21 protein-coding genes are annotated in these 24,390 nt (G+C 58.9%); 9 read left to right on the top strand and 12 right to left on the bottom strand.

The window, feature by feature from the left end; genetic code table 11:
• Nucleotides 1-95: 95 nt before the first annotated feature.
• Together LJD29_RS16075 and LJD29_RS16070 are read right to left on the bottom strand one after the other, a co-directional pair.
• A complete protein-coding gene (locus LJD29_RS16075; protein ID WP_446742569.1) occupies nucleotides 96-293 on the bottom strand; it encodes a hypothetical protein in 198 nt (65 codons plus the stop codon).
• 178 nt (nucleotides 294-471) lie between these two features.
• Complete coding sequence (locus LJD29_RS16070; RefSeq protein WP_446742568.1) at nucleotides 472-759, bottom strand: hypothetical protein; 288 nt, start codon at nucleotides 757-759, stop codon at nucleotides 472-474.
• A gap of 245 nt (nucleotides 760-1,004) precedes the next feature.
• Here LJD29_RS16070 and LJD29_RS16065 point away from each other — a divergent pair, with 245 nt between their 5' ends.
• Together LJD29_RS16065 and glmS are read left to right on the top strand one after the other, a co-directional pair.
• The gene (locus LJD29_RS16065) at nucleotides 1,005-2,531 is read left to right on the top strand and encodes an MFS transporter (RefSeq protein WP_446742567.1); all 1,527 of its coding nucleotides are present in this window, start codon (nucleotides 1,005-1,007) and stop codon (nucleotides 2,529-2,531) included.
• Nucleotides 2,532-2,598: 67 nt separating this feature from the next.
• Nucleotides 2,599-4,554 carry a glutamine--fructose-6-phosphate transaminase (isomerizing) gene (gene glmS, locus LJD29_RS16060; protein WP_446742566.1) on the top strand — a complete coding sequence of 652 codons (1,956 nt, stop codon included), beginning with the start codon at nucleotides 2,599-2,601 and terminating at the stop codon, nucleotides 4,552-4,554.
• Nucleotides 4,555-4,563: 9 nt separating this feature from the next.
• On the opposite strand, the gene LJD29_RS16055 is transcribed toward glmS, so the two are convergent.
• From LJD29_RS16055 to LJD29_RS16035, 5 genes are all read right to left on the bottom strand, one after another.
• Nucleotides 4,564-4,986 (bottom strand): cupin domain-containing protein, encoded by a 423-nt coding sequence (locus LJD29_RS16055; protein WP_446742565.1) that lies wholly within the window; start codon nucleotides 4,984-4,986, stop codon nucleotides 4,564-4,566.
• A 183-nt stretch (nucleotides 4,987-5,169) separates the two neighbouring features.
• Entirely contained in the window at nucleotides 5,170-6,369 is a 1,200-nt protein-coding gene (locus LJD29_RS16050) for a glycerophosphodiester phosphodiesterase family protein (protein ID WP_446742564.1), read from the bottom strand.
• 59 nt (nucleotides 6,370-6,428) lie between these two features.
• Nucleotides 6,429-6,824 (bottom strand): (R)-mandelonitrile lyase, encoded by a 396-nt coding sequence (locus tag LJD29_RS16045; protein WP_446742563.1) that lies wholly within the window; start codon nucleotides 6,822-6,824, stop codon nucleotides 6,429-6,431.
• A gap of 398 nt (nucleotides 6,825-7,222) precedes the next feature.
• On the bottom strand, nucleotides 7,223-8,365 hold the full coding sequence (locus LJD29_RS16040) for a glycosyltransferase family 4 protein (protein ID WP_446742562.1): 1,143 nt from the start codon (nucleotides 8,363-8,365) through the stop codon (nucleotides 7,223-7,225).
• Nucleotides 8,366-8,465: 100 nt separating this feature from the next.
• A complete protein-coding gene (locus tag LJD29_RS16035) occupies nucleotides 8,466-9,884 on the bottom strand; it encodes a UDP-glucose dehydrogenase family protein (RefSeq protein WP_446742561.1) in 1,419 nt (472 codons plus the stop codon).
• 353 nt (nucleotides 9,885-10,237) lie between these two features.
• On the opposite strand from LJD29_RS16035, the gene LJD29_RS16030 reads away from it, so the two are divergent.
• Together LJD29_RS16030 and LJD29_RS16025 are read left to right on the top strand one after the other, a co-directional pair.
• Nucleotides 10,238-11,494, top strand: coding sequence for a glycosyltransferase family 4 protein (locus LJD29_RS16030; RefSeq protein ID WP_446742560.1), 1,257 nt, complete (start codon nucleotides 10,238-10,240; stop codon nucleotides 11,492-11,494).
• A complete protein-coding gene (locus tag LJD29_RS16025; RefSeq protein ID WP_446742559.1) occupies nucleotides 11,491-12,537 on the top strand; it encodes a CgeB family protein in 1,047 nt (348 codons plus the stop codon). The genes LJD29_RS16030 and LJD29_RS16025 overlap by 4 nt, the downstream gene beginning before the upstream one ends.
• Nucleotides 12,538-12,613: 76 nt before the next feature.
• Here LJD29_RS16025 and mdh read toward each other — a convergent pair whose 3' ends face one another.
• Nucleotides 12,614-13,540: a malate dehydrogenase gene (gene mdh / locus LJD29_RS16020; RefSeq protein ID WP_446742558.1), complete on the bottom strand. Its 927-nt coding sequence runs from the start codon at nucleotides 13,538-13,540 to the stop codon at nucleotides 12,614-12,616.
• 82 nt (nucleotides 13,541-13,622) lie between these two features.
• On the opposite strand from mdh, the gene LJD29_RS16015 reads away from it, so the two are divergent.
• On the top strand, nucleotides 13,623-14,096 hold the full coding sequence (locus LJD29_RS16015; RefSeq protein WP_446742557.1) for a GNAT family N-acetyltransferase: 474 nt from the start codon (nucleotides 13,623-13,625) through the stop codon (nucleotides 14,094-14,096).
• 120 nt (nucleotides 14,097-14,216) lie between these two features.
• Here the strand turns inward: LJD29_RS16015 and LJD29_RS16010 are convergent, their stop codons facing one another.
• Complete coding sequence (locus LJD29_RS16010; protein WP_446742556.1) at nucleotides 14,217-15,617, bottom strand: NADP-dependent isocitrate dehydrogenase; 1,401 nt, start codon at nucleotides 15,615-15,617, stop codon at nucleotides 14,217-14,219.
• 480 nt (nucleotides 15,618-16,097) lie between these two features.
• Here LJD29_RS16010 and LJD29_RS16005 point away from each other — a divergent pair, with 480 nt between their 5' ends.
• Genes LJD29_RS16005 through LJD29_RS15995 form a run of 3 tightly spaced genes read left to right on the top strand, consistent with a single transcriptional unit; the run spans nucleotide 16,098 to nucleotide 19,943 of the window.
• On the top strand, nucleotides 16,098-18,323 hold the full coding sequence (locus LJD29_RS16005; RefSeq protein ID WP_446742555.1) for a TonB-dependent receptor plug domain-containing protein: 2,226 nt from the start codon (nucleotides 16,098-16,100) through the stop codon (nucleotides 18,321-18,323).
• 59 nt (nucleotides 18,324-18,382) lie between these two features.
• Nucleotides 18,383-19,165: a coiled-coil domain-containing protein gene (locus LJD29_RS16000; RefSeq protein WP_446742554.1), complete on the top strand. Its 783-nt coding sequence runs from the start codon at nucleotides 18,383-18,385 to the stop codon at nucleotides 19,163-19,165.
• Nucleotides 19,155-19,943: a tetratricopeptide repeat protein gene (locus LJD29_RS15995; protein WP_446742553.1), complete on the top strand. Its 789-nt coding sequence runs from the start codon at nucleotides 19,155-19,157 to the stop codon at nucleotides 19,941-19,943. The genes LJD29_RS16000 and LJD29_RS15995 overlap by 11 nt, the downstream gene beginning before the upstream one ends.
• A gap of 30 nt (nucleotides 19,944-19,973) precedes the next feature.
• On the opposite strand, the gene LJD29_RS15990 is transcribed toward LJD29_RS15995, so the two are convergent.
• A complete protein-coding gene (locus LJD29_RS15990) occupies nucleotides 19,974-20,555 on the bottom strand; it encodes a hypothetical protein (protein ID WP_446742552.1) in 582 nt (193 codons plus the stop codon).
• A 300-nt stretch (nucleotides 20,556-20,855) separates the two neighbouring features.
• On the opposite strand from LJD29_RS15990, the gene LJD29_RS15985 reads away from it, so the two are divergent.
• Nucleotides 20,856-22,460, top strand: a complete 1,605-nt coding sequence (locus tag LJD29_RS15985; RefSeq protein ID WP_446742551.1) for a DHA2 family efflux MFS transporter permease subunit — start codon at nucleotides 20,856-20,858, stop codon at nucleotides 22,458-22,460.
• Nucleotides 22,461-22,525: 65 nt separating this feature from the next.
• On the opposite strand, the gene LJD29_RS15980 is transcribed toward LJD29_RS15985, so the two are convergent.
• Complete coding sequence (locus tag LJD29_RS15980) at nucleotides 22,526-23,566, bottom strand: SDR family oxidoreductase (protein ID WP_446742550.1); 1,041 nt, start codon at nucleotides 23,564-23,566, stop codon at nucleotides 22,526-22,528.
• Nucleotides 23,567-23,606: 40 nt separating this feature from the next.
• Nucleotides 23,607-24,164, bottom strand: coding sequence for a TetR/AcrR family transcriptional regulator (locus LJD29_RS15975; RefSeq protein WP_446742549.1), 558 nt, complete (start codon nucleotides 24,162-24,164; stop codon nucleotides 23,607-23,609).
• Nucleotides 24,165-24,390 lie beyond the last annotated feature (226 nt).

Here is a 24,390-nt window from a genome sequence, read left to right as displayed (position 1 = left end):
AAGGCGGGGCCTGGCCTGTCGGCTATGGCTGTCGTAACACAAGAGGACGCCTGTGCCAACTGGGAACCTTTCCGGGCTGGTGCCCGCCCCTGCAATCAGCTGCCCGGCCCCGAAACGAATTCAAAATCGTCTCCATTTGCAGTGGGCTGAACCAGGTCGTTCGGCGCGGCTTTCAGGAGCGCGACGCGCAACTCCCCGATGGTACGCCGCCCCGGTGACATCCCCAGGAACGGGGCTGCGTCTTCGCTATCTGCAAAATTTGCGATCTTTTCGAGAGCTGCTGAAACGAGCATGGTTTCTGCCTCCGCCTTCACACTAAGTCCGGATCGCGGCAATTGCTTCCGGCATCAGTCTTATGATGCGGATCGTGGCTCCCACTCGCGCCAAAAGACAGCTCGAAGAGGTTGCCTGCCAGCGAGGAACAATTCCCTTAGCGGCTGAAGTCGTCCAAAAATGGGAACGCTTATGCTGTCAGAATCGGAATGGCAAATGCCACGCTGGCGTGCTCAACGCCTGCGCTACCCTGCCGGTCAACGGGAGATGTTGATGGCAGGCCGCTTTTCCCTGCGGCACGTGCTGCGCGTCGGCTGCTCTTGCCATTACCGGATCGCTCTGGTTCAGCATCGCTTCGACCTTGCAGTCGATGTCGCAGTAGCCGGATGAGATCTGCTCCTGAAGGCGGAGTGTCCGCATGCAGTGGTAGCAGCGGGGAGCAAAGGCATTAGGGAAACGACCGGTAAACCTGGCAGTGAATTTCATTGGCAGTACTGCGCCTCACAGCATCTGAGTATCGGCTCAGGAGATACCGGCGGCTACTACACAAATGGGGGATGCGGTATCCCACATTTGTAAAGTGCGCCGGATGATCGATTCCGCAGGCACGCAGAGATCTTACCCCTTGCACATTCATGGGCGCCCGGCGGAAAGCCCAGCCGCAGGCACGCCGCTTATACTTTTCAACTGTTGAGCAGGATGATGGATGGAGTCTCCCCGAGGTTCGATACATGCGCAATGACAGCTCGCACACACAGGCAGGCGGACGCATCGTGCTCGCCGCCACCATCCTCGGATCGAGCATGGCATTTATCGACGGAACAGTCGTCAATGTCGCGCTTCCCGCCCTGCAGAATGCTCTGCACGCCTCGATTGCCGATGTGCAATGGGTGGTGGAAGCATACGCCCTGATGCTGGCGGCGCTGTTGCTCGTAGGCGGCTCCCTTGGAGACATCTTCGGCCGCCGCCGGATATACGTCTTTGGCGTCGCCATGTTTGCCGCGGCCTCTGCGTGGTGCGGCCTGTCGCAAAACATCGGCATGCTGATCTGGGCACGTTCGTTTCAAGGTGTGGGAGCAGCCCTGCTGGTGCCCGGAAGCCTGGCGCTGATCACAGCCTACTTTCCCGAGGAGACAAGAGGACAGGCGATCGGCACGTGGTCAGGATTCTCCGCGATCACCGCAGCCATCGGCCCGGTCATCGGCGGCTGGCTGATCGAATATTCCACCTGGCGCTGGGTCTTTTTCCTGAATCTGCCGCTTGCTCTCGCGGTCATCCTGCTTTCTGCCAAAGTGCCGGAGAGCCGTAACGAAAACGCCTCGCATCGCGTGGACTGGCCGGGAGCGTTGCTGGTGACGCTCGGACTTGGCGGCCTGACGTATGCACTGATCGAGTGGCCTGCACGTGCTCGCCATGGCGGCCACGGCGTTGTGCCCGCAGCCGTTGCAGGCACGGTCGCGCTGATGGCGTTTGTGGCCGTCGAGCACTGGTCCCGATCCCCCATGGTTTCGCTCGAACTCTTCCGGTCGCGCAACTTCACCGGCGCCAACCTGCTGACACTGTTTCTCTATGCGGCTCTCGGCGGCCTGCTGTTCTTCTTTCCCATGGACCTCATCCAGATCCAGCACTATACGGCGACTGAAGCAGGGGCGGCGTTTCTGCCATTCATCGCCATCATGTTTGGATTGTCGCGCTGGACCGGCGGCCTGGTTGCGCGCTATGGATCGCGGATTCCGCTTACTGTTGGGCCCCTGGTCGCAGCCTGCGGCGTCGCTCTCTTCGCGCTCGCTCCGCAGAACGGCAGCTACTGGACCTCATTCTTCCCTGCGGTTGTAGTCATGGGTCTGGGCATGACCATCAGCGTTGCTCCTCTCACTACGACCGTGATGAACGCCGTTCCGGAATCGGAGTCAGGACTGGCCTCGGGAATCAACAACGCGGTTTCCCGCCTCGCTTCCCTGCTGGCGGTCGCGGTCTTCGGAGTGATCCTGGTCACGATCTTCAATCGCTCGCTGGACGGGCGCCTCGCACAACTGGCATTGAGCCCCGAAGCTCGTACCCTGATCGACGCCGCGCGCCCTCAGCTTGCAGCCATGCACAATCCCGATTCGAGAGTGCAGCAAGCGGTCACCGCATCCTTCCTGAGCGGTTACCGTGCAGTGATCTGGATCGCGACGGGTCTTGCCGCCTTGAGTGGCTTCGTCGCATGGCTGGTCATCCAGCCTGCGCCGGCGTCAAAATCCCCTTCATCCAAATAGCAGCGAAGGCGTAAAAACTCCCCATCTTTTCATTGACCTTGCGTTTCCCGGCGTTAGACTCATCCTCATGTGTGGAATCGTCGGTTATATCGGTCCCAAGGAAGTCGTTCCGCTTATCGTCGAAGGGCTGCGCCGGCTGGAGTATCGCGGCTACGACTCCGCTGGAATTGCAGTCGCGGGCAGCGCGCAAAATCCTTCGCTGCTCGAGGTTCGCCGCGCACCCGGCAAGCTTGGCAACCTGGAGAAGGTTCTTCTGGAACGGCCGCTGCACGGCACCTACGGCATCGGCCATACCCGGTGGGCCACACACGGCCGCCCAACCGAGGAGAACGCGCATCCGCACCGCGACAGCAGCGGCTCCCTGGTGGTCGTACACAACGGCATCGTCGAGAACTATCTCCTCCTCAAGCAACAGTTGATGGCACGCGGCCACCGCTTCGCCAGCGAAACCGATACCGAGATCATCGCGCACCTGATCGAAGACGAGCTGGAAATAGCCCGCCACAACGCGGCTGACACCAATGGAACCGATGCCACTACCACCGCCGCGAATACCGCTGAGGCCATTGTCGTTTCGCCCCCATCCTCGATCCCGCTCGAAGAGGCCGTGCGCCGCGCCGTGAAGCGCCTCAGCGGGGCCTTCGCGATCGGTGTGCTATCGGCGCGCGAGCCCGACAAGCTGGTCGCCGCACGCTCCGGACCGCCTGCTGTAATCGGCATCGGCGAGGGCGAATACTTTCTCGCATCAGACGTGCCCGGCATCCTCCATCACACCCGCGATATCGTTTTTCTCAACGACGGCGAGGTTGCTGTTCTCACCCGCTCGGGGGTCCTGTTCACCGACTTCGAAGGCGCTCCGCACCAGCGCACGCCGCAGCGCATTACATGGGATCCTATCCAGGCCGAAAAGGCCGGCTACAAGCACTTCATGCTCAAGGAGATCAACGAGCAGCCCCGCGCAGTCCGCGACACCACGCTGGGCCGCGTCTCGCTCGACTCGGGCCGCGTCTACCTGCCCGACCTCCACATCTCGCAGTCGTTTCTGCAACAGGCGGCGACTATGACCATCGCCGCCTGCGGCACCTCGTGGCACGCGGGGCTCGCAGGAAAGTTCATGATCGAGCGCCTGGCGCGTCTCCCCGTCGATGTGGACTACGCCAGCGAATATCGCTACCGCGATCCCATCCCCGGGGCGCTCGGCCTGCTCATTACGCAGTCAGGCGAAACCGCCGACACCATTGCCGCTCAGCTGGAGATGATCTCCAAAGGCACGCCCACGCTTGCCATCTGCAATGTCGTCGGCTCGGCGATCACCCGCAAGGCACAGGGCGTTATCACCACAAACGCGGGTCCGGAGATCGGAGTGGCCAGCACCAAGGCCTTCACTGCGCAGCTCGCCGCGCTCTTCACCCTGGCGCTCTACCTCGGGCAGGAACGCGGCTTCGTTACCGAAACGCAATCCCGGCACTACGTAGACGAGTTAGCCAGGATTCCGCAAAAGCTCGAAGACACTCTCCGTTCCGTCGACGATCAGTGCGCCCACCTCGCGAAGGAGTTTTCGACCGCGCGCGATTTCCTCTTCCTCGGCCGCGGCATTCATTACCCGATCGCGCTTGAAGGCGCGCTAAAGCTGAAAGAGATTTCATACATTCACGCTGAGGGCTATCCCGCCGGCGAGATGAAGCACGGACCTAATGCGCTCATCGATGAGACACTGCCGGTCGCGTGTATCGCCACGAAGGACCCGGCCGATCCGGCCAGCGTCCTCAAATATGAAAAGACCCTCTCGAACATCCAGGAGGTTACGGCGCGCAGCGGCCGCGTGATCGCCATCGCTACAGAAGGCGATACGGAGATCCAGCAACTGGTGGAGCACACCATTCACATCCCTGCCGCGCCGGAGCTCCTGCTGCCCATGCTGGAAGTTGTTCCCCTGCAGCTGCTCGCTTATCACATCGCTGTAAAAAGAGGCTGCGACGTAGACCAGCCGAGGAATCTCGCGAAGAGTGTCACGGTTGAGTAGCTATCGGGTCTATTCGGGAGCGGGCAGATAGTGGTAGCCGAAGTTGTCGCTGATCTCGATCAGCCGGGCCATGTCATCGGGCAGCCTGAGCCTGGAGATAAGGGCGAAATACTCATCGAGCCCCCCGCCATTTGTCACGAAGAGCATCTTCCCCGGTGTCGATCCCACGTTGCGGAAGCCATGATAGGTACCGCGCAGCGAGAAGCGCGTGTCTCCCTTTTTGAAAGGCACCCACTTATCGCGATCGAAGAATTCAAACTCGCCTTCGAGTACGATAAAGGTCTCTTCTTCGCGATCGTGCTTGTGCGGCGGCGGTCCACCGCCGGGCGGCGAGGTCTGCATGGCAACGCACATGGTGTAGTTCGAGTCGGTGCTGGAAACCAGAATTTCTATGGGCTCCCCAAAGACATGAATGATCGAACGCGGTTCCAACGATGCTCCAAAGGACTGATGAATCGGTACTGATACTTTGATGCGCGAGCCTGGTGAAATCCGCTGCGGTAGAGGATAGATTTACCGAAATATCAAACAGCCCGGCCGGCTTCCTGGATATGAGCCGCATTCTGTATTGCGATGTTCCGCCCATGACAAAAATCGCCATGGGCGGAACATTTGTTACTGCGCCTTCAGGCGAAGTGTTGCCGGCAGGAAGCTGGTATAGAAGAGCGCCGCGTCCTGTGTGAGGTAATAGGTCGGGATCTTCGGATACTTCTCTTCGACTAACTGCAGCGTGCGGAAGTCGAAGCTCTGAATCTCGGCGCGGCCTTCCATGTGATGGCGCATGATGGTGCCGGCCAGCGTCTCGACAAACACATCGGGACCGACGGTATGGTTGGGCGCGAAAAGTTCCTTCGGCAACTTCTCTCCTCGGAAGGTGCTCGGGAACTGCATGCCTTCGTTGGGCTTGATGTCCGGCATGATCTTCGTCTCGATGTTGAAGCGGACATGCGCGGCGTTCTCGGCGCGGCGCTTGGCTTCAGGATGATTCTTTCCGGGGCCGCTGCGGTAGTACTCCACGTAGAAGTCAACGAAGCGGAAGAGCTGATCGACATTGGTCGCGGCATAAGGATTGATCATGCTTTCCTTCTTCGCGAAGGCAACGGAGACAGGCGACAGGTCGAGGTCGTTCGTCTGGTCGAGCGGAATGCGCAGTTTGTCGCAGATGAAGGTCTTCGCGGCATCGGTCGAAGAGATATCGCCAAGGTAGACGCGATTCTCCATCGTGTAAGGCTGGCCATCGGCGCGCCGGCAGGATTCGGGATTGTAGAACTGGTCGTGCCAGATGGTCGAAACATGATCCGTCGATACGCCGGTGTCAGTCTCGAGCGTGGTCGAGAACTGATCGAGCCCGCTCTCGAACGAAGGCAGCGTGTTCTCAGGACGCAGGCGGCGGCCTCCGCGATGAGCGGAAACATCGAAGTGCTCCAGACGCTCGCGCTCGGCGCCGGTGGCTTTATTGATCTCTTCGCGAAGCACACGGCGCAGCAGGTCAGGCCGGTCGGTGATAAGTCCGTCGACGCCGGTGCGAATGATACGGCGCATCGACTCGGAATCGTTGGTCGTCCACGGCACGACCTTTATGCCCATCGCATGCAGCGCAGGCACATCGACCATCACCTGGTTCGGCTTTGTCTCAGCAAGCGTAACGATCGAGAAATCGATCGGCGAAAGTACAGGCACGGGAGCATGATTTTGTGCAGCGTGCGCGGCGGCCTCGCGCATAAGGGTCGTGAAGGGATTCTCCTGCTGTGCGTGCAGCGTAAAGGCAGCAAAGACAGCAGTGCAGGCAAGGACGAGTCGGCGTGCGGGAATCATGAGAGCAAGTTTGCACGGTGGCGATTACTTGGTGATGAATCGAACAGATGCCTGCCGTGCTACCCGCGATACTGCTCCTCGTTCACCTGCTCCAGCCAGTCGACAACCTTGCCATCCTTCCGCTCCTGAAGAGCGATGTGCGTCATCGAAACCGTGGCCGTCGCGCCATGCCAATGCTTCTCATCCGGCGCAAACCATACTACGTCTCCGGGGCGCACCTCTTCGACCGGACCGCCCTCGCGCTGCACCCATCCACAACCTGCCGTGATGATGAGCGTCTGCCCAAGCGGATGCGTATGCCACGCAGTACGCGCTCCAGGCTCAAAGGTCACACTCGCACCGGCGATAAGAGCCGGATCAGGAGCCTGAAAAAGAGGAGTGATCCAGACGATCCCGGTGAACCAGTCTGCAGGGCCTTTCGAAGAAGGCTGCGATCCTACACGCTTGATGTCCATGAGTACAGTGTAGCGGTGAAGCGGCCAGCCTTGCACCGTTCGGCCGGACGGCGAACAGCGGTACGACGGCCAGCGTTGCTTGCGTAAGATCTGGTTTGCCTTGTATCAGGGCACGGCTTCAGCCGTGCCGAACAGCAGCAGAATAAATGCGGCTTTAGCCACTGCAAACAATCACGATCTACCAGAGGATGCTGAGGAGAAGACTCGCAACTTCCGCGAGCAGGAAGGATGAAACAGGCCGACGACGAAGTTCCATGCGAACGGACAAGCCCAGCAACGCTGATACCAGCACGAAGCCTGCTAACCATATGATCGCGTGCCGCATGCCGATATCTTACCTCAGCAATACGGGTGCCCCATCCATGACGGTCTTATCGTCATGGATGGGCTTACACAAACTAGACCCCCGCCCGCCGTTCCGCACCGTGAGCTCTCGCCACTGCGCGCTCGTATGCGGCCGCATAACGTTCCATCACCTGCTCCTCGCCAAAACGCTTGAGGTTCTCGTAACCCGCCTCGCGCAGGCGAGCCAGCAGATCGGGCTCCGCGTCGAGCCGCGAAGCGATCTTCTGCGCAGCGCCTTCCGGATCGGCAGGGTCGATCAGCAGCGCCGCACTGCCTGCTACTTCTGTCATCGGAGCGCGGTTGCTGGTGATCACCGGAGCACCGCAGGCCTGCGCCTCCAGCACCGGCCAGCCGAATCCCTCTTCAAGCGACGGAAAGAGAAACGCCATCGCGCCCGAGTAAAGCGCGCGAATCTGCTCGTTCGAGGGCGTGACCATCTCGATTGCGCCTTCTACATTGAGATCGCGCATCGGCTGCGTCCACGGCTTGCCTGCCATTACCAGCTTCACGTTCCTGAAACGCGGATACTTCCGCAGCTCCGCGAAGATCTCGAGCGTGCCGACCCGGTTCTTGTACCACTGGTTGCTGCCTACATGCAGCAGGTACTCTTCGCCATCGGCGATGCCCAGCGATCGCCGGACCGCGGCAACTTCTTCACCCGCTGCCGGCTCGAACTTCCAGTTAAGCGAATGGTGGATGACCGAGACCTCGGGCCGCGTCCTGATCAGCGCCAGCAGATCCTGCTTCGTCTTTTCCGAAACCGAAATGACGTGCTTCGCGCCTGCCAGCCCGCGCAGGATCCAGCGCTGCAATGCCTGCCCCGAGCGGCCCGTGCGGTTCTGGGGAAACTCACCCAGCGCCGAACGCACCGCAAGAAGATCGTGTGCCGTAATGATGGACGGAGTCTTTCCGGTGGCCTTCAGGTACATCGAGTTCGAGTGATCGCAGATGTGTACCAGGTCGAACCCCTTCGCTTTGCCTGGCAGCAGGCGAGGAAAGACGAGGTACTTGTCCACATAACCGATCCACTTGCCAAGACCGCCCCGCCCCTTCACCATCTTGCCGAAGACCACCGGCGGCTGCACGATCTCTACCTCGTGGCCAAGCGCGCCGACGCCGCGACGCAACCACTCCGGATAACGCAACATGCTCTGCTGGCCGTCAGGCGCGTAGTTGGAGACGAGAAGTATTTTCATTAGGCTCGTGAAAGGGCTTCTTAAAAAAAGCAGGGCACGGCTTCAGCCGTGCCGGTTGGAACGCATATCCCCGGAGGCTTTCGCCTCCGAGGTCCAAAGGTTAGGGCAGCTGCCGCGATGATGATGCCGCGTCGCGTGCATGGAAGAGTGAAGGCCGGCCTACGCTCAGGTAGGTGAAGCCATGCTCGATCATATCGACCGGATCATACAGGTTGCGGCCATCGATGATGATCGGATACCGCAGCGTGTAGTGAAGCTTCTTCAGGTCGAGGTCGGCAAACTCCTGCCAGTCGCTCAGAATCAGCAGCGCGTCGGCATCCTGTGCCGCGGCATACGGACTGTCCACGTAAAGCATCTTGTCCGACGGCGGAATCACTTCCTTCGAGCGCGCTTCCGCTGCGGGATCGAAGGCCACAACCGTCGAGCCTTCCTTCACCAGCAGCTGCACAATGTCGAGCGCGGGTGAGTCGCGGATGTCATCCGTACCGCCCTTGAACGAAAGCCCCAGCACGCCGATGCGCTTGCCACGGAATGTCCACAACGCCGAGCGCACCTTCTGGAAGAAGCGGCGCTTCTGCTCTTCGTTGATGGCCTCGACTTCTTTCAGCAGGCTGAAGTCCACGCCCAGCTGCTCGGCCACATAACGGAATGCCGCCACATCTTTCGGGAAGCAGGAACCGCCATAGCCGATGCCGGCACGCAGGAACTTCGGACCGATGCGGCCATCGCTGCCGATACCCTTTGCAACTTCTTCCACGTCCGCGCCCACTGCTTCGCAGATGTTCGCGACTACGTTGATGAACGAGATCTTCATCGCCAGGAAGGCATTCGAAGCATGCTTGATGATCTCAGCGGCCTTGGTCGAGGTCAGGAGGATCGGAGGAGGATTCTTTTCCGAGCAGATGCCAGGAACCGCGTCGGCCTTCTTGTAATAGCTGCCGTTGGTCAGCGGCTCGTAGATCTTCTTGAGCAGCGTACCGGCGCGCTCAGTCTCCGCACCCACCACGATGCGGTCGGCATGCAGGAAGTCCACCACGGCCGTACCTTCACGCAGGAACTCCGGGTTCGAAGCGATGTCGAACAGTTCCTTGGGAACGCCATTGCGCTCGATCACGCGGCGAATCCACTCGTTGGTGTACACCGGAACGGTGCTCTTCTCAACGATGACCTTATAGCTGTCGATCGACCGGGCAATCTCGCTCGCTACCGCGTCCACATATGACAGATCTGCACTGCCGGTCTTGCTCTGCGGCGTACCCACGGCGATAAAGATGGCCTGCGCACGACGCGTCGCATTCGCAAGGTCACTCGTGAACTCGACCGGGTTCGTGGTGTTGCGCTTCAGCAGTTCTTCGAGGTATTCCTCGTGAATCGGCACGCGCCCCTCACGGAGCATTTTCACTTTGGACTCGTCGTTATCGACGCAGATCACGTGATGGCCGATCTCCGCAAAACAAACAGCGGCAACCAGTCCTACATATCCCGACCCTACAACAGCGATTGAAAGCGGCTGGCTCATCGCATCTCTCTCCTGAAGTTGAAACCGCACTTTAAAGATTGCTTTTTATAGACTGTGCAATCACACCGCAGTCAAACGCTCTACTGCGCAATATCGAAATCGAATCATGATGGAGGGAACTACTGATCTGGTGAGCTGACCAATCGAATCGATGCCGCCTGTTTAACTGTGCGCGCAAGCGCGATTTAAAGCTAATTGTAGCAGAGCGTTGAAGAAGGGTTATTTATTTCGAATGAAGAGCTTGGCTGTTGCACGCGAGTCCGTGGTGGCTCCAGTCGCTGTGCTAAAATCCGTAAAAAGCCGTAGCGTAACCGCATCAAAAATTTACGATATCGCGGTCTCCCTTCCCTGCCATGCAAGTAAAGCCTACTTCAGCACATCGAACTGACGCCTTTTCCCCTGGCAGAAGAGCACGCGTTGCCTACTTCGTCTCGCACCCGATTCAATACCAGGTACCTCTGCTGCGCCGCATCGCGGCAGAAGCCGACATCGATCTGGAAACCTTTTTCTTCAGCGACCTTTCCCTGCGCGGATACGCTGACAAGGGCTTCGGCAACGTACAGGTCAAGTGGGATATTCCTCTCCTTGATGGTTACAAATCTTCTTTTCTGCCCAGCGTTCGAGAAGGAGACAGCTTCACCTTCACGCGGCCGGTAAATTACGGAATCCATTCCGCCATCACCAATGGCAATTTCGATGCGGTCTGGCTGCATGGCTATCACACGCTCAACTGCCTTCATGTGATGGCTGTTGCCAGGGCGCATGATCTGCCGGTCATCCTTCGGTCCGACTCTGCTCTCTCAGACCGGCCAAGGTCGAAGGCAAAGCTGGCCGCAAAACGCGTAGCGCTGGGCAGCCTGCGCGCGGCGGTGCGCTGCATACTCTCCGTAGGAACAGCGAACACGGAATACTGGCGCTACTACCTGGGAGAAAACTTCCCTGTTTTCGAAGCGCCTTATGCCGTCGACAACGACTTCTTCCAGAGCCGTTGCCGCGAAGCCTCCGCATCGCGCGAAGTTCTGCGCAGCGAGCTTGGCCTGGAACCCGGCCGGCCTGTCTTCCTTTTTGCATCGAAGCTGCAGACCCGCAAGCGTTGCATCGACCTGGTCGAAGCCTACCTGCGACTCTCGCCTGCACATGGCGTCGATCCTCATGCCTACCTGCTGATCATCGGCGATGGCGAAGAACGCGCTGCCGTCGAGGCTCGCATCCAGGCTTCCGGCTGCTCCAGTATTCGCATGCTCGGCTTCAAAAATCAGGGCGAACTTCCCCGCTACTTCGATCTCTGCGACGCCTTCATTCTGCCTTCGAGCCATGAACCATGGGGGCTGATCGTCAACGAGGTTATGAATGCCGGGCGTGCGGTGATTGTGAGCGACAAGGTCGGCTGCAAGGATGACCTTGTCCATCACGGCGAAAACGGACTCGTCTTTCCTGCCAAAGATGTCGATGCGCTCTCGAGTGCTCTGGCTGCGATCGTCGAAGACCCGGGCCTGGCTGCCCGCTTGGGACAGAACTCCCTCAAGACCATCGCTCACTTCAGCTTCGAAGAAAATGTTGCCGGTCTCCGGCAGGCTTTAGCCCATTGCATTCCAGGATTTCGCGCATGACCGGCTCGCCGCCCGCTCCCCGCCGCATTCTCTACGTCGCCTCCATGGGTTCCGAATCGACCGCGGGCTATCGCTGCAACGCGTTGCAACGGCTCGGCCAGCAGGTCGAGGTATTCGATGTTCTCGCGCACGTGCCTAAGAACCATTACGTGCGCACCGTGCAGTCGCGCTTTCCCATGGGCCTGCTCGTCTCCTCGATCAATCGATCACTGCTGCAGGCTGCGAAACAGTTCCGGCCCGATGTCGTATGGATGGACAAGCCCATCCTCTTCACTCCGGCAACGCACAAAACCCTCAAGCGCAATGGCGCGAAGATCGTCTACTACGTGCAGGACAATCCCTTCGGAAACCGCAATGACGGTATCTGGAGACAGTTCCTCGCCAGCTACCGGCTCGCCGATCTGCACTGCCTTGTGCGCGATGCCGACGTTGCACGCTACCAGGCCTGGAACCTGCCGCACCTGAAGACCCTCTTCTCATTTGCGCCGGAAGTTCACTTTCCGCCGCCGGCTCCGTGGACCGACGCCGATCGCACGCGTCAGATCTCCTACATCGGCCACCCCTACGAAGAACGCCCGGCCTTTCTCACCCGCCTGGCGACCGAGTTCGACCTGCCTCTTTTCATCAACGGCAATATCTGGCCGCAGCTCTTCCAGCCGCAGGTGCCAGCCAACATCACCCTCGGCGGACACATGCCGGGCGCAAAATACCGCGAAGGCATCTGGCGCTCGCGCATCAATCTCGGATTCGTGACCCGGCAGAATGAAGACGACATCGGCCATAAATCCGTGGAAATCGCCGCCTGCGGAGCCTTCCTGTTCGCGGTGCGAACCCCCGGCCACGAAGCCATTTTCGAAGAAGATAAGGAAGCTATCTTCTTCTCGTCAGTCGAGGAATGCGCAGAAAAGGCTCGCTTCTATCTCGGCCGCCCCGATCTGCGCGAGGCTATCGCCGCCGCCGGGCGCGAGCGCGCCGTAAAATCCGGCTATAACAACGACACCCAGCTCGCAATGGCGCTGAATAAGCTGGACGGCAAGGAGTAACACTCCGCTTCATCCTCGCAAATGCAACAAGGCCCGCCTTTGGCGGGCCTTGTTGTTAGGCGCGAAGCGTAGCTGCCTAGACGCCGATTACGGCGCAGAGTTCCTTCACAGACTCAGCGCTCTTCTTCAGTGCAGCATCTTCTTCCGGAGTCAGCTTGATCTCGATGATCTGCTCGAGTCCACGCGATCCCAGCTTGCAGGGCACGCCGACATAGTAGCCGTCGATGCCATACTCGCCTTCGAGATACACCGCGCAGGGCAGAATCTTCTTCTTATCCTTGAGAATGGCCTCGACCATCTCGACCGCGGCTGCCGACGGAGCGTAGTAAGCGCTGCCAGTCTTGAGGTGCTTCACAATCTCGGCGCCGCCGTCGCGGGTGCGCTGTACGATTGCGTCGAGGCGATCCTTGGGGATCAACTCGGTGATGGGAATGCCCGCGACCGTCGAGTAGCGCGGCAGCGGAACCATCGTATCGCCGTGTCCGCCCAGCACGAAGGCGGTGACGTTCTCGACCGAAACCTTCAGCTCCTCTGCAATGAAGGTGCGGAAGCGTGCCGAATCGAGCACGCCGGCCATGCCGATCACGCGCTCGCGGTTGAACTTCGCCTGGCGGAAGGCCGCCTGCGCCATCGCGTCCAGCGGATTCGAGACGACGATGATGATCGTGTCCGGCGAATTGGCGATCACCTTCGCCACCACGTCCGACATGATCTTGAAGTTGGTCTGCAGCAGGTCGTCGCGGCTCATGCCCGGCTTGCGCGGAATGCCTGCCGTGATGACCACAATGTCAGAGTTGGCCGTGTCGGCATAATCATTCGTGCCGGTGATCTGGCAGTCGCGCTTCTCAATCGGCATCGCTTCGAGCAGGTCAAGCCCTTTGCCCTGCGGAATCCCCTCGGCCACGTCGAGAAGGACCACATCGGCAAGTTCCTTGGCTGCAATCCAGTGAGCAGCCGTCGCTCCGACGTTCCCCGCTCCAACGATAGTCACTTTCTTACGCATGGATAAATCTCTCCTATGCCATCCAGTGTACTCGCGCGGCCGAGCCACTGGCTCATATCAATCGATTTGCTACAATCCAGCGATGTTTCGCCTGCGCCCGTTGATTTCCTCCGACATCGACGCCATCTGCCATCATCGTGAAGCCATGTTTCGGGACATGGGGACAGATGAATCGACGCTGCAGGCAATGGAGGCTCCCTTCCGCGCATGGCTGGAACCGCGCCTGCTCGACGGACGCTATTTCGGATTCATGGCTGAAGTCGAAGGAAAAACCATCGGAGGAGCCGGGCTGATGGAACTGGACTGGCCGCCGCACGCCTCGCATCCCACCGACCACCGCCGCGGATACATCCTCAACGTCTACGTGGAACCGGAGTTTCGTGGCCAGGGCATCGCCAAAGCCCTGCTCGATGCAGCAGACAAGGAGTTCCAGGGCAGAGGCCTCGTTTATGCAGTCTTACATGCGACAGAGATGGGCAGACCCATCTACGAACATCGAGGGTGGAAGCCAACCACGGAAATGTCCAGAAGATACAGCGGCAGCGACCTGAAATAGACAACGTGGATGCGTGCGCCCCACGTCTCGATTTTGAGACGTGGGAAAACACAGCTGCGGTTCCGGGTGCCGGGTGCCCCACCCATGACAGTCCCATCGTCATAGGTGGGTTCGCACGATCTACATATTCTCGATCATCCGCGTAGCAAATTCGCTCGTCTTGACCTTCGTCGCGCCCTGCATCTGGCGCTCGAAGTCGTAAGTCACGAACTTCTGCTGGATCGTCTTCTCCATCGACGACTCGATCAGTTTCGCGGCCTCTTTCCATCCGAGAAACTCGAAGAGCATCACGCCCGACAGCATCACAGAGCCCGGATTGATCACATCCTTATCCGCATACTTCGGAGCCGTGCCGTGTGTCGCCTCGAAGACCGCAAACCCATCCCCGATGTTTGCACCCGGAGCGATGCCGAGTCCGCCCACCTGCGCCGCGCAGGCGTCCGAAATGTAGTCTCCGTTCAGGTTCGGGCATGCGAGAATCGCATACTCTTCCGGACGAATGATCACCTGCTGAAAGATCGAATCGGCGATGCGGTCGTTGATCAGCACCTTCTTCTTCCACTGACCGTTGCTGTGCGACTTGCCGATGGTATCGAGCACATGCTTAACCTCGGCATATAGCTCCTTGCGGAAGTCGTCTGAGCCGAACTCGATCCCAGGCTCGATCAGCGCAGCATTCTCTTCAACTGTAAGCTTCGGATTCGCCTCGACATTGCCGAGGATCCAACTCTCACGCTCCGTCACCGTCTGCTCGCGAAACTCTTCTACAGCAACTTCATATCCCCATTCGCGGAAGGCGCCCTCGGTGAACTTCTGAATGTTCCCCTTGTGTACCAGCGTCACAGACTTGCGGCCGTACTCCAGCGCGTATTCGATCGCGCGGCGCACCAGCCGCTTCGTGCCGGTGATCGAGATCGGCTTGATGCCCACGCCTGAGTCTTCGCGAACCTTCTTCTTGCCGCCCTTGAGCAGGTCGTTGTTCAAAAAGTCGATGAGCTTCTTCACTTCTGGAGTGCCCTCGCGGAACTCCACACCCGCATAAACATCTTCCGTGTTCTCGCGAAAGATCACCACGTCCAGCTTTTCCGGATGCTTCACCGGGCTGGGCACGCCTGCGTAATACTTCACAGGACGCACGCATGAATACAAATCAAGAATCTGCCGCAACGCGACGTTGAGTGAACGGATGCCTCCGCCCACCGGCGTCGTCAACGGTCCCTTGATCGACACGCGCAGATCGCGCGCCGCACTCACCGTGTCATCGGGCAACCAGGTCTTGAATTCGCGAAAAGCCTTCTCGCCTGCATACACTTCGAACCACTTCACCGAACGCTTGCCGCCATAAGCCTTCTCGACGGCTGCATCGAAGACCCGTTGCGAAGCCCGCCAGATATCGCGGCCCGTGCCATCTCCTTCGATGAAAGGGATGATGGGATGGTCGGGGACAGTGAACTTTCCATCAGCATACTGAATCGCTTCGCCGCCCTGGGGCAGCGGCAACTGGTTGTAAGTCGTCTGCATGTAAGTGGATCACTCCGGAACGATAGGGTTAAAAGCAGACAGCAGCCTACCACTGCGCAGCGACGATGGGCAATTTTGGATTTCCCGCCTGAGATCCGAAAGACAGCGCGGTCCTTCTCCGTAAAACCAGTCCGGCGTGCTCCGTTCAGCTCATATAAGTAGTCCGGCCTATATATATGTCGCAGCCGCTGAGCATGGTCGATCGCGGCATTCATGAAATTTTTACTATCTCTTCGACACGAATATCACCCGCGTTGAAATGAAGGCCTCTCGCCTTGACAAGCATCAACGCAATCTCTGCATGCGCATATCAGAATGAAATCCAGTTGGGCTTTAGTAGCACTCTTTTGCACTCCTATTTCCGATTTGTGTTGTTTGAATCCTGCGTCGTTCTGACTCTCTATTGATCACTGTCTCGCTTGCGCAATGCAACGAGCAGAGGAGGATCTTCTGAGGACGCCAATTCTGCCACTCGTGATCGTGACTTGGTCTCTACTTGCTCCAACCCTTTTCTGCCAGAACACTGGCAGCCGTCCTGCGACCCAGGGCCATCGCGGTGAAAATACCGATAACTCATCGGCTAATTATCCGGATGCTCCTGTGCCCGCGGGCTCTGCTCCGGCGCCGGCCGCTCAACAACCGGCGTTGCCGATTGTCGTCCAGAGCAGCGTAACGGTGAACAGTGAGGACGATACCAACACCAAACCGGCCGTTGCCACAACCCAGTATCACGCCACGTCAAAACAGATCGAGTCATCCGCAGGCACATACAGCGATCTCTCGCGCTACCTGCAGCTCTTTCCCGGCGTGGTCTTTAACAGCGACCTGAGCAACGACGTGCTGGTGCGCGGCGGCAACCCGATTGAAAACCTTTACCTGGTCGACGGCATTGAAGTCCCGAACATCAACCAGATTGAAACCGGTGCGACTACTGGCGGCCTGGTATCGATGATCGACAGCTCTGCCATCAACAGCATCGATTTTCAGACCGGCGGATACGACTCCAGTTATGAAGAGAGGCTTTCTTCCGTCATCTCCATTCATTCGCGCGAGTTCGCAAACGATCGCACATACACCGCTGCGGATATCGGCTTCGTGGGAACAGGCTTCATACGCCAGACATCGTTCAAAGGCGACGGATCGCTTCTGATCACAGCCCATCGCAGCCTGCTGAATCTATTCACGAACGACATCGGCCTGAATGGCGTCCCAATCTACACCAACGCTTTCAGCCGCGCGGAGTGGAATCCTACTTCAGCAGACGAGGTGTCGATCGACAGCCTCGGGGGTTTCGATTCACTGAACATCACTCCCACCAACGACGACAAGGCCGAGACCAGCACAATCAATATGCAATACAGCGGCTGGCGATTTACGAACGGAGTTCGCTGGCGCCACACCTATTCGCCGCAGAGCTTTGGGGTCTGGACATTGAGCGACTCTGAAGACGACGAGACGATTCATCAGGAGGATCAGCTTTTCAATAACTTTCCTCTTCCCGGTTACAACACGATCACAACTCCGTTGACGCCTGTCTACTCGCAGTTGACCCACGATGGCGTCACGAACCTCCGCTACGATGGCTATCACACATCCGATTCGGGATTGTCTCTGGCCTTCGGTGCATCGGGCCACGTGTATCGCATCGACTACGATGTGGCGCAGCCTTACGGAGAGCAATCACCTCTGAGTCCGGATCCCTCTCGTTCCGATGCCACATCTTTCTATCCACACTTCTGGACCGGCGAAACAGGCTATTACGTGCAGGCTACCAAGACGCTTGGGAAGTGGTCCTTCGATGGCGGGGGGCGGCTGCAACAATTTGCTTTCGGAAGTCACCTGACCGCCACGCCCCGGCTGGGAGCAGCACTGCAGTTAACCGACAAAGTGAATCTGCACGCGGGCTTCAGCGAATACCGCCAGCTTCCGCCTTTTCTCCAACTCACTTCCTACAGTCAGAACAGGTTTCTCGAACCGATCAAGGTCACTCATTACACCGCCGGACTCCGCTGGAACGTCGCGCAGGACATTGCCGTCAACCTGGAAGTCTATCGCAAGGAATACGGCAGCTACCCGGTTTCCACGGACTACCCTTCCCTGTCATTGGCAAACATGGTCGACACACTTGGCGAAGAGTTCATATGGCTTCCCTTCACCAGCCAGGGGCGCGGCTATGCAAAGGGCGTGGAGCTTTCGACCGATATGAGGCTCAATCCGCACCTCGAGCTGCATGTCAACGCTTCGCTCGCAAAGAACGAGTTCACAGGCCTCGATGGCATCTACCGGCCCGGCAACTTCGACTATCCGTTTGTGCTGAATGCTGCCGGCCGCTACACCTTCGCCCGCAGATACGGCCTCTCCTGGCGGTATGAATACACGACGGGCCGTCCGTACACTCCATTTCTCCCCACAGCCTCAACCGTGCAGAACCGGCCGGTGTATGACCTGAGCCACATCAACGCGGAGCGGGCTCCGTTCTACAGCCGCCTAGATTTTCGAGCGAACCGCATCTTCTCCTTCGGAACAAGGCAATTGAGCCTTTATGGCGGATTGCAAAACGCATTCGACCGGCAGAACTTCCTCGGCATGGCCTGGCTGCCACGTTATGACCTCACGGGCGCATGCGAGAAGTCGGTGAACGCATGCATCGTCGCTCAGAACCAGATGGGGATCTTCCCCGACTTCGGAGCGGTCTTCACCTTCTAGCTCACATCGCATGGCACGGCGAAAAACGCGGCTCTTCTACGCTAAACTGGAAGAGCCGCATGCCATCCGAAATCATCCTGCAGCAGACCCCGGATAATGCCGCGCTTCTCAACAAGCGCGAGCAGCTCGCAGCCGTTCGCAACCGGCTCACCGAGCGCGAGGCAGAGCTTGCGCAGCTCCGCGCACAGCTGAAGGCATTCGAGAGCCGCTACCTTCGCCAGGTAGGCATTCTTTATGCGGATCTCGATGACATCGAGGCACGCATCGCCGAACGCGAAGTCGACCTTTACGATTCGGAGTCGGCGCGCAACCGCGCCGAAGAAGCTCGCCAGCGGGCGCAGGAAACGCACGATGCCGCATTCGGCGAAGCGCACACCGCTGAAGTCTTTGAAGCGCCGCCCAGCCTCAAGTCACTCTTTCGCGAGGTCGCACGCCGCATTCATCCCGACTTCGCACGCGACAGTGCCGAGCAGAAATACTTCACGCTCCTGATGGCCCGCGCCAACCAGGCCTACAGCCGCGGCGACATCGACATGCTGCAGCGCCTGCTCGACGACCAGATCGAGATTCATGGCAAGGCGGCCAGCGATGACGCAGCCGCCGAACATCTTCGCCTTTCGCGCCAGATCCAGCACGCGGAGCGCGACATCGCCATCCTCGACGCCGAACAACACTCTCTGCTCGCAAGCGAGATTGCACAGCTCTTTCTCGAAGCCGAAGCCGCTGAGCGCGAACACCGCGACCTGCTTACCGAGCTAGCCACCAGCCTTCGCGAGCAGGTTGCCGAAGCGCAGCATCGCTTCGAGATGGTCGAACGCCAGATCGGCGCGCATGGGCGATAACAACAAGGGCGGGCTGCAGCACATTCCCACCGGGGCCGCACTGTCGCTCAACTCTTCGCGCTCCAGCATCATCGCTCGTGGCCGCCGCGACGCGGCCAGCACGGCATCGAACCCGCATTACTTCCAGGCAATCGCCGACTACAACGCCGGCAGCTTCACCGCGGCCGCGAACAGTTTTCTTCTCGCAGCCGAACAGGGTCACTCTGAATCCCAGTACATGCTGAGCACCATGTTCGACGAGGGCAAGGGATTGCCGGCGGACGAAACGCAGGCCACACAGTGGGAGCGTAAGGCCGCGGAACAGGGCCACGCTTATGCACAGGCCAATCTCAGCTTTCGCTTTTACGCCGCCGGCAATTACACGGAAGCCTTCGCATGGTGCCAGCGCGCGGCCCACAGCAAGCTCGCCTGGGCGCAATACAATCTCGGCCTCATGTATCGCAAGGGAGAAGGCGTCGAAGCAAGCAACGCCGAAGCTGCCCGCTGGTACCGGCTCGCCGCTGCACAAGGGTTCGCCGATGCCGAGCTTAAGCTCGCCGAACTCTACAGCTTCGGACTCGGTGTGCCGCGCAGCGATGCGCAGGCTGCCGCGTGGTATCGCAAGGCCGCCGAACACGGCAATGCCGAAGCGCAGTTTCAGCTAGGACATTTCTATGCCATCGGTCAGGGCGTCGAACATGATTACGTGCAATCCCGTCACTGGATACGGCAGGCCGCGCAGCAGGGCCACGCCCAGGCGATCGTCGAGCTGAAAAAGCGCGAATACCGCGATCCGTAAGACCACGGTAGCGCGCAGCCTTAGTGCTTTTCAAAACAGCAGTTGGCCGATGACGTTCGTTTCTACCTGTTCGGATGGCAAAACACTCTCTTCGCGCATTTGCTGGATAGCGTTCATGAAGGAAAGCATCGCTTCCTGACTCGTCAACGCGCCATACTTCGCAAAGAAATACCCCAACTGTTCCGCGACCTCCTTGCTTCCGTAGATAGCAATCCGGACCTTCGCTTCGGCAACTTGTGCTGAATACCTTCGCTCTTCCGATGCATCCTCGTTACGCTGGGACACGGCCAATCCGCCCACGGCCCGAACAAAGTCGACATAGGCCTGCACTCTTAAATTCTCGTACCGGTTCGAAGCTTCCAGGGCTAGCGATAGATCGTGTCTTGTACGCTCGATTCCCCGCTGCAGTTCGTTCTTGGTCGTCTCCAGATCAGTTGCATAGACGAGCCGCACTTTCTCCACTTCCGCCGTGATGCGGCCAATATCTTCTTTCGTAGCAAGATTTTTTCCTTTTTCGGAGAAGTAGGAAGGGAAATATTGTTTAATCATCCAGCCGATTGTTAGAAGCGTTATTGCCTGAAGCAACAGCATCCCGTAGGTGAAGAGAGACATGAAACCTCCGCTCGCTATTCAGGCGGCATAACAGGACCCGCCCCTGTCCTAAAGTCGCAATCCAGATAAGAGGGCCTATGGCATGTGCAGCGTATCAGAATTGAAGCAAATTGAAAGAAAGACCTCAGGCGATCAGCATCGGTCTGGGCTGGTTCGAATCACAGATGGTTAAAGCACATCTGTCGCCGATCTTAGCCGCAAAAAATTTCCTGCATCGGCGCCATCGGTAAAACATCCAATGCCCATCGCTCAAACCAACTTCAGACTGACACAATCACAGTGTTGGAGCAGTAGGAACCGTTGCCGCCGTCAGCAAATTTTCATGACTGGAAGCCCAGCCACAATCCCTGGGCGATCGCGTTAACCGTCACCCTCGCCACTTTTATGGAGGTGCTCGATACCTCCATCGCCAACGTAGCCTTACCGCACATCGCCGGGTCGCTCGGCGCCAGCCAGGACGAAGCCACCTGGGTGCTGACCAGCTACCTGGTTTCGAGCGCCGTCATTCTTCCCATCTCCGGATGGCTGATGGCACGCATGGGACGCAAGCGCTTCTACATGAGCTGCGTCATCCTGTTCACTGCCTGCTCGTTGCTCTGCGGCGTTGCACCCACGCTTCCCTTTCTTATCCTCGCTCGCGTGCTCCAGGGCATCGGAGGCGGCGGACTGGCGCCAAGCGAACAGGCCATCCTCGCTGACACCTTCCCCATCGAGAAACGAGGGCAGGCCTTTGCCGTCTACGGCATGGCAGTAGTCTGCGCGCCGGCCATCGGTCCCACATTAGGCGGATGGATTACCGACAACTTCAACTGGCACTGGATCTTCTTCATCAACCTGCCCGTCGGCCTGCTCTCGCTCTACCTGAGCAACCGCCTCGTCGAAGACCCGCCGTATCTCATCGAAGAAAAGAAACAGCAGCAGTTACAGAAGAAGTCCGTCGACTTCACCGGCCTCGGCCTCGTCGCCACCGGCGTCGGCTGCCTCGAATTCGTGCTCGACAAGGGTCAGGAGAAGGACTGGTTCGGCGATCAGATGATCACCACCTTCGCCATTCTTGCCGCAGTCACGCTCATCTTCTTCGTCTGGTGGGAGTGGCGGCATCCCGACCCCATCGTCGATCTCAAGCTGCTCAGGAATCGCAACTTCGGCACCGCCGTCTTCCTGCAGTTCGTTCTCGGCATGGTGCTGTTCGGCTCGACGGTACTTATTCCGCAGTTCCTGCAATCACTGATGGGCTACACCGCCGAGCGCGCAGGCATGGCTCTGTCACCGGGAGCGGTGGTTCTCATGTTCATGATGCCGGTCGCCGGGCGGCTGGTCGGCAAGGTGAAAGACGCGCGCATGCTCGTCGCCATCGGATACACCGTCACTGCGCTCGGCCTCTACAACCTCACACGGCTCGATCTCGACGCCAGCTTCAGTGAAATCGTCATCATGCGCAGCCTCCAGGTGATGGGCCTGTCGCTGATCTTCATCCCCATCAGCACGCTGAACTACGTGGGCGTGCCGCGCGATAAGAACAACCAGATCTCCAGCTTCTCGAATTTCGCCCGCAACCTCGGCGGATCGGTCGGCACCGCCATGCTGACCACTTTCCTGCAGCGCACCCAGCAGACCCACCAGCAGACACTCGGCTCGCACGTCGTCGCCGGTGGAACGCGATACATGCTCTACCTCGACACCACGAAGAACGCGCTGATAAAGCTCGGCCACACCGCCGACTCCGCTCAGCAACTCGCCGTGGGCCGCGCCTGGCAAACTCTGCTGCGGCAATCCTCTATGCTCAGCTACCAGAACGCCTTCTGGGCTCTCAGCGTGATGATCGCCTGCCTCATCCCGCTACCCTTCATCATGCGCAAGCCGCCACCGAGAAAAGCCGCGCCCGAAGAATCGATGGGACACTAAGCCACAACAAACGACGGGTGGCCCATTCAAGCCCGCCTTTGGGCTTGAGTGGGGAACAGCCACAATCAGCGCTTGCTATCCTTCAACAACCCAAGCCTGACAAGGCTTTCAGCAGAAGCAACCACCGACTCCTCATTGGAACGGGGCCTCCAACCAAGCACGCGCTGAGCCTTGGCGCTCGTCGCATTCTTCTTCTTGCCCAGCTCCGGCAGAATCCCTCTGACGCTCGGATCGAAAAGCGCACCCACGCGCAGCAACCAGTTGGGAGCCTCCCTCGTAGGCACTCGCCTTGCCGACTCACCCATGCGCCTCTTCAGAATCTTCGCGACATCAAGCAACGAGATGAAGTCTTCAGCTACGGCAAGAAAGCGTTCCCCGTTCGCTGCAGGATCGGTCATCGCCAGCAGATGCAATGAGGCAACATCGCGTACGTCGACCAGGCCGACCGAGATCCGTGGACACGCCGGGAATCCATCCATCATGCGCTGCACCAGCATGATGGATGTCGCGTAGTCCGCGCCCAGCGCAGGCCCGAAGACGCCGACTGGATTGACCACCGAAAGCTCCAGTCCCCGGCCCTCCGTGGCGATGAACTCCCACGCCGCCCTTTCCGCCAGTGTCTTCGACTTCGCGTACGCGCTCACTTTCGGATCGCCGACGTTTGTCCAGATCGTCTCGTCAAAAGGTGCATCCTGCGCCGGATGACCGTAGCCGATCGCCGCGAACGATGAGGTCACCACCACCCGCTTCACGCCAGCATCGCGAGCAGCGCGCAGCACCCTCAGGGTGCCTTCACGTGCGGGGACGATCAACTCATCTTCATGTTTCGGAACCGCCGCCGGAAAGGGTGACGCTACATGCAGCACATATCTGCATCCCTGCGCTGCTTCGAGCCAGCCTTCATCGGCCATCAGATCGGCAGCTGCGAATGACAGCTTCTCCGCGCTCCCGGCTCCGCCCTCACGGATCATCGCCCGCACATCTTTTTCGCGCGCCAGCGAACGCACCGTAGTTCTGACCCGATAGCCTGCGTTCAGCAGCTGCACGATGCAGTGCGCCGCGACAAAGCCCGAGCCACCCGTAACGAGTACAAGGTCTTCACTCATGAGAAAACTATACAGGACAAACCGAACGTTCGTTCTGTTTTTAATCTGCCTTGACTGACTCCCACGTCTGTTCCGCGACCTCGCGCAAGGTAGCTGGCTTCCATTTGCGAGGACTCTGGGCAAGCCGCGCTACCAGCCCGAGCGTCATCTCCTGCAAAATCTCCTGCGGCCAGTCTTTCAGAACGCCGCCCTTCGCACGACTCTGAAAACGCCGGAAGAATTGGTTTTCCGCGGCCTTCGGATCCGAAACGCAGGGAAAGCCGGCAAGCGCGTACTGCTCCATGAAGCGCATCTCGCGAGGGTGCTTTCGATAAAACTCATAGCAATTCGCCCACACGTGAAGAAACGCATCCCTCGCATCCATCTCAGGCGAGTAGCCTTTAAGAAATTCCTCCGTCTTCAGCAGGCGGGTCCGCTCATACACGGCCTGTATGATCTCTTCCTTGCTCGCGAAGTGGTGATAGATCACTCCTGTGCTCGCGCCCGAACGTTCTGCGATGAGCGACATCGGAGCCTCATGGAAGCCCCGCTCCACCACAACATCAAGCATCGCGTCCAGAATGGCGTCCCGCTTGTTCCCTTTTCTCTTGGATGGCATGTCCTCCATTCTTCCACGCCCGGCTAAACCGGGGACAGGCGGCCCACCGGGTACCCATATCTCGCTTTTGAGATGTGGAAATATCTTCCCTCTTATGTCTCAAATTCGAAACACCAGACTTGCTCACACAGCGGCCATGTGGAACCACACGGTCCTCTGTGTAGTGATTCCTGTTTCTTCTTCGCTGCGTATCTTCTAAGGTCTTGGCAGATACCGGATACTTACT

Origin of the sequence: Silvibacterium acidisoli (assembly GCA_022870745.1) — a bacterium.
Classification (GTDB): Bacteria; Acidobacteriota; Terriglobia; order Terriglobales; family Acidobacteriaceae; genus Silvibacterium.
Note: the sequence above shows the minus strand (reverse complement) of the source record. Positions and strands in the feature narration are given on the sequence as shown.

Coding starts and splice junctions, on each gene's coding strand:
- LJD29_RS16075 (WP_446742569.1), bottom strand. CDS start 293: ATGCTCGTTTCAGCAGCTCTCGAAAAGATCGCAAATTTTGCAGATAGC.
- LJD29_RS16070 (WP_446742568.1), bottom strand. CDS start 759: ATGAAATTCACTGCCAGGTTTACCGGTCGTTTCCCTAATGCCTTTGCT.
- LJD29_RS16065 (WP_446742567.1), top strand. CDS start 1,005: ATGCGCAATGACAGCTCGCACACACAGGCAGGCGGACGCATCGTGCTC.
- glmS (WP_446742566.1), top strand. CDS start 2,599: ATGTGTGGAATCGTCGGTTATATCGGTCCCAAGGAAGTCGTTCCGCTT.
- LJD29_RS16050 (WP_446742564.1), bottom strand. CDS start 6,369: ATGATTCCCGCACGCCGACTCGTCCTTGCCTGCACTGCTGTCTTTGCT.
- LJD29_RS16045 (WP_446742563.1), bottom strand. CDS start 6,824: ATGGACATCAAGCGTGTAGGATCGCAGCCTTCTTCGAAAGGCCCTGCA.
- LJD29_RS16040 (WP_446742562.1), bottom strand. CDS start 8,365: ATGAAAATACTTCTCGTCTCCAACTACGCGCCTGACGGCCAGCAGAGC.
- LJD29_RS16035 (WP_446742561.1), bottom strand. CDS start 9,884: ATGAGCCAGCCGCTTTCAATCGCTGTTGTAGGGTCGGGATATGTAGGA.
- LJD29_RS16030 (WP_446742560.1), top strand. CDS start 10,238: ATGCAAGTAAAGCCTACTTCAGCACATCGAACTGACGCCTTTTCCCCT.
- LJD29_RS16025 (WP_446742559.1), top strand. CDS start 11,491: ATGACCGGCTCGCCGCCCGCTCCCCGCCGCATTCTCTACGTCGCCTCC.
- mdh (WP_446742558.1), bottom strand. CDS start 13,540: ATGCGTAAGAAAGTGACTATCGTTGGAGCGGGGAACGTCGGAGCGACG.
- LJD29_RS16015 (WP_446742557.1), top strand. CDS start 13,623: ATGTTTCGCCTGCGCCCGTTGATTTCCTCCGACATCGACGCCATCTGC.
- LJD29_RS16010 (WP_446742556.1), bottom strand. CDS start 15,617: ATGCAGACGACTTACAACCAGTTGCCGCTGCCCCAGGGCGGCGAAGCG.
- LJD29_RS16000 (WP_446742554.1), top strand. CDS start 18,383: ATGCCATCCGAAATCATCCTGCAGCAGACCCCGGATAATGCCGCGCTT.
- LJD29_RS15995 (WP_446742553.1), top strand. CDS start 19,155: ATGGGCGATAACAACAAGGGCGGGCTGCAGCACATTCCCACCGGGGCC.
- LJD29_RS15990 (WP_446742552.1), bottom strand. CDS start 20,555: ATGTCTCTCTTCACCTACGGGATGCTGTTGCTTCAGGCAATAACGCTT.
- LJD29_RS15980 (WP_446742550.1), bottom strand. CDS start 23,566: ATGAGTGAAGACCTTGTACTCGTTACGGGTGGCTCGGGCTTTGTCGCG.
- LJD29_RS15975 (WP_446742549.1), bottom strand. CDS start 24,164: ATGCCATCCAAGAGAAAAGGGAACAAGCGGGACGCCATTCTGGACGCG.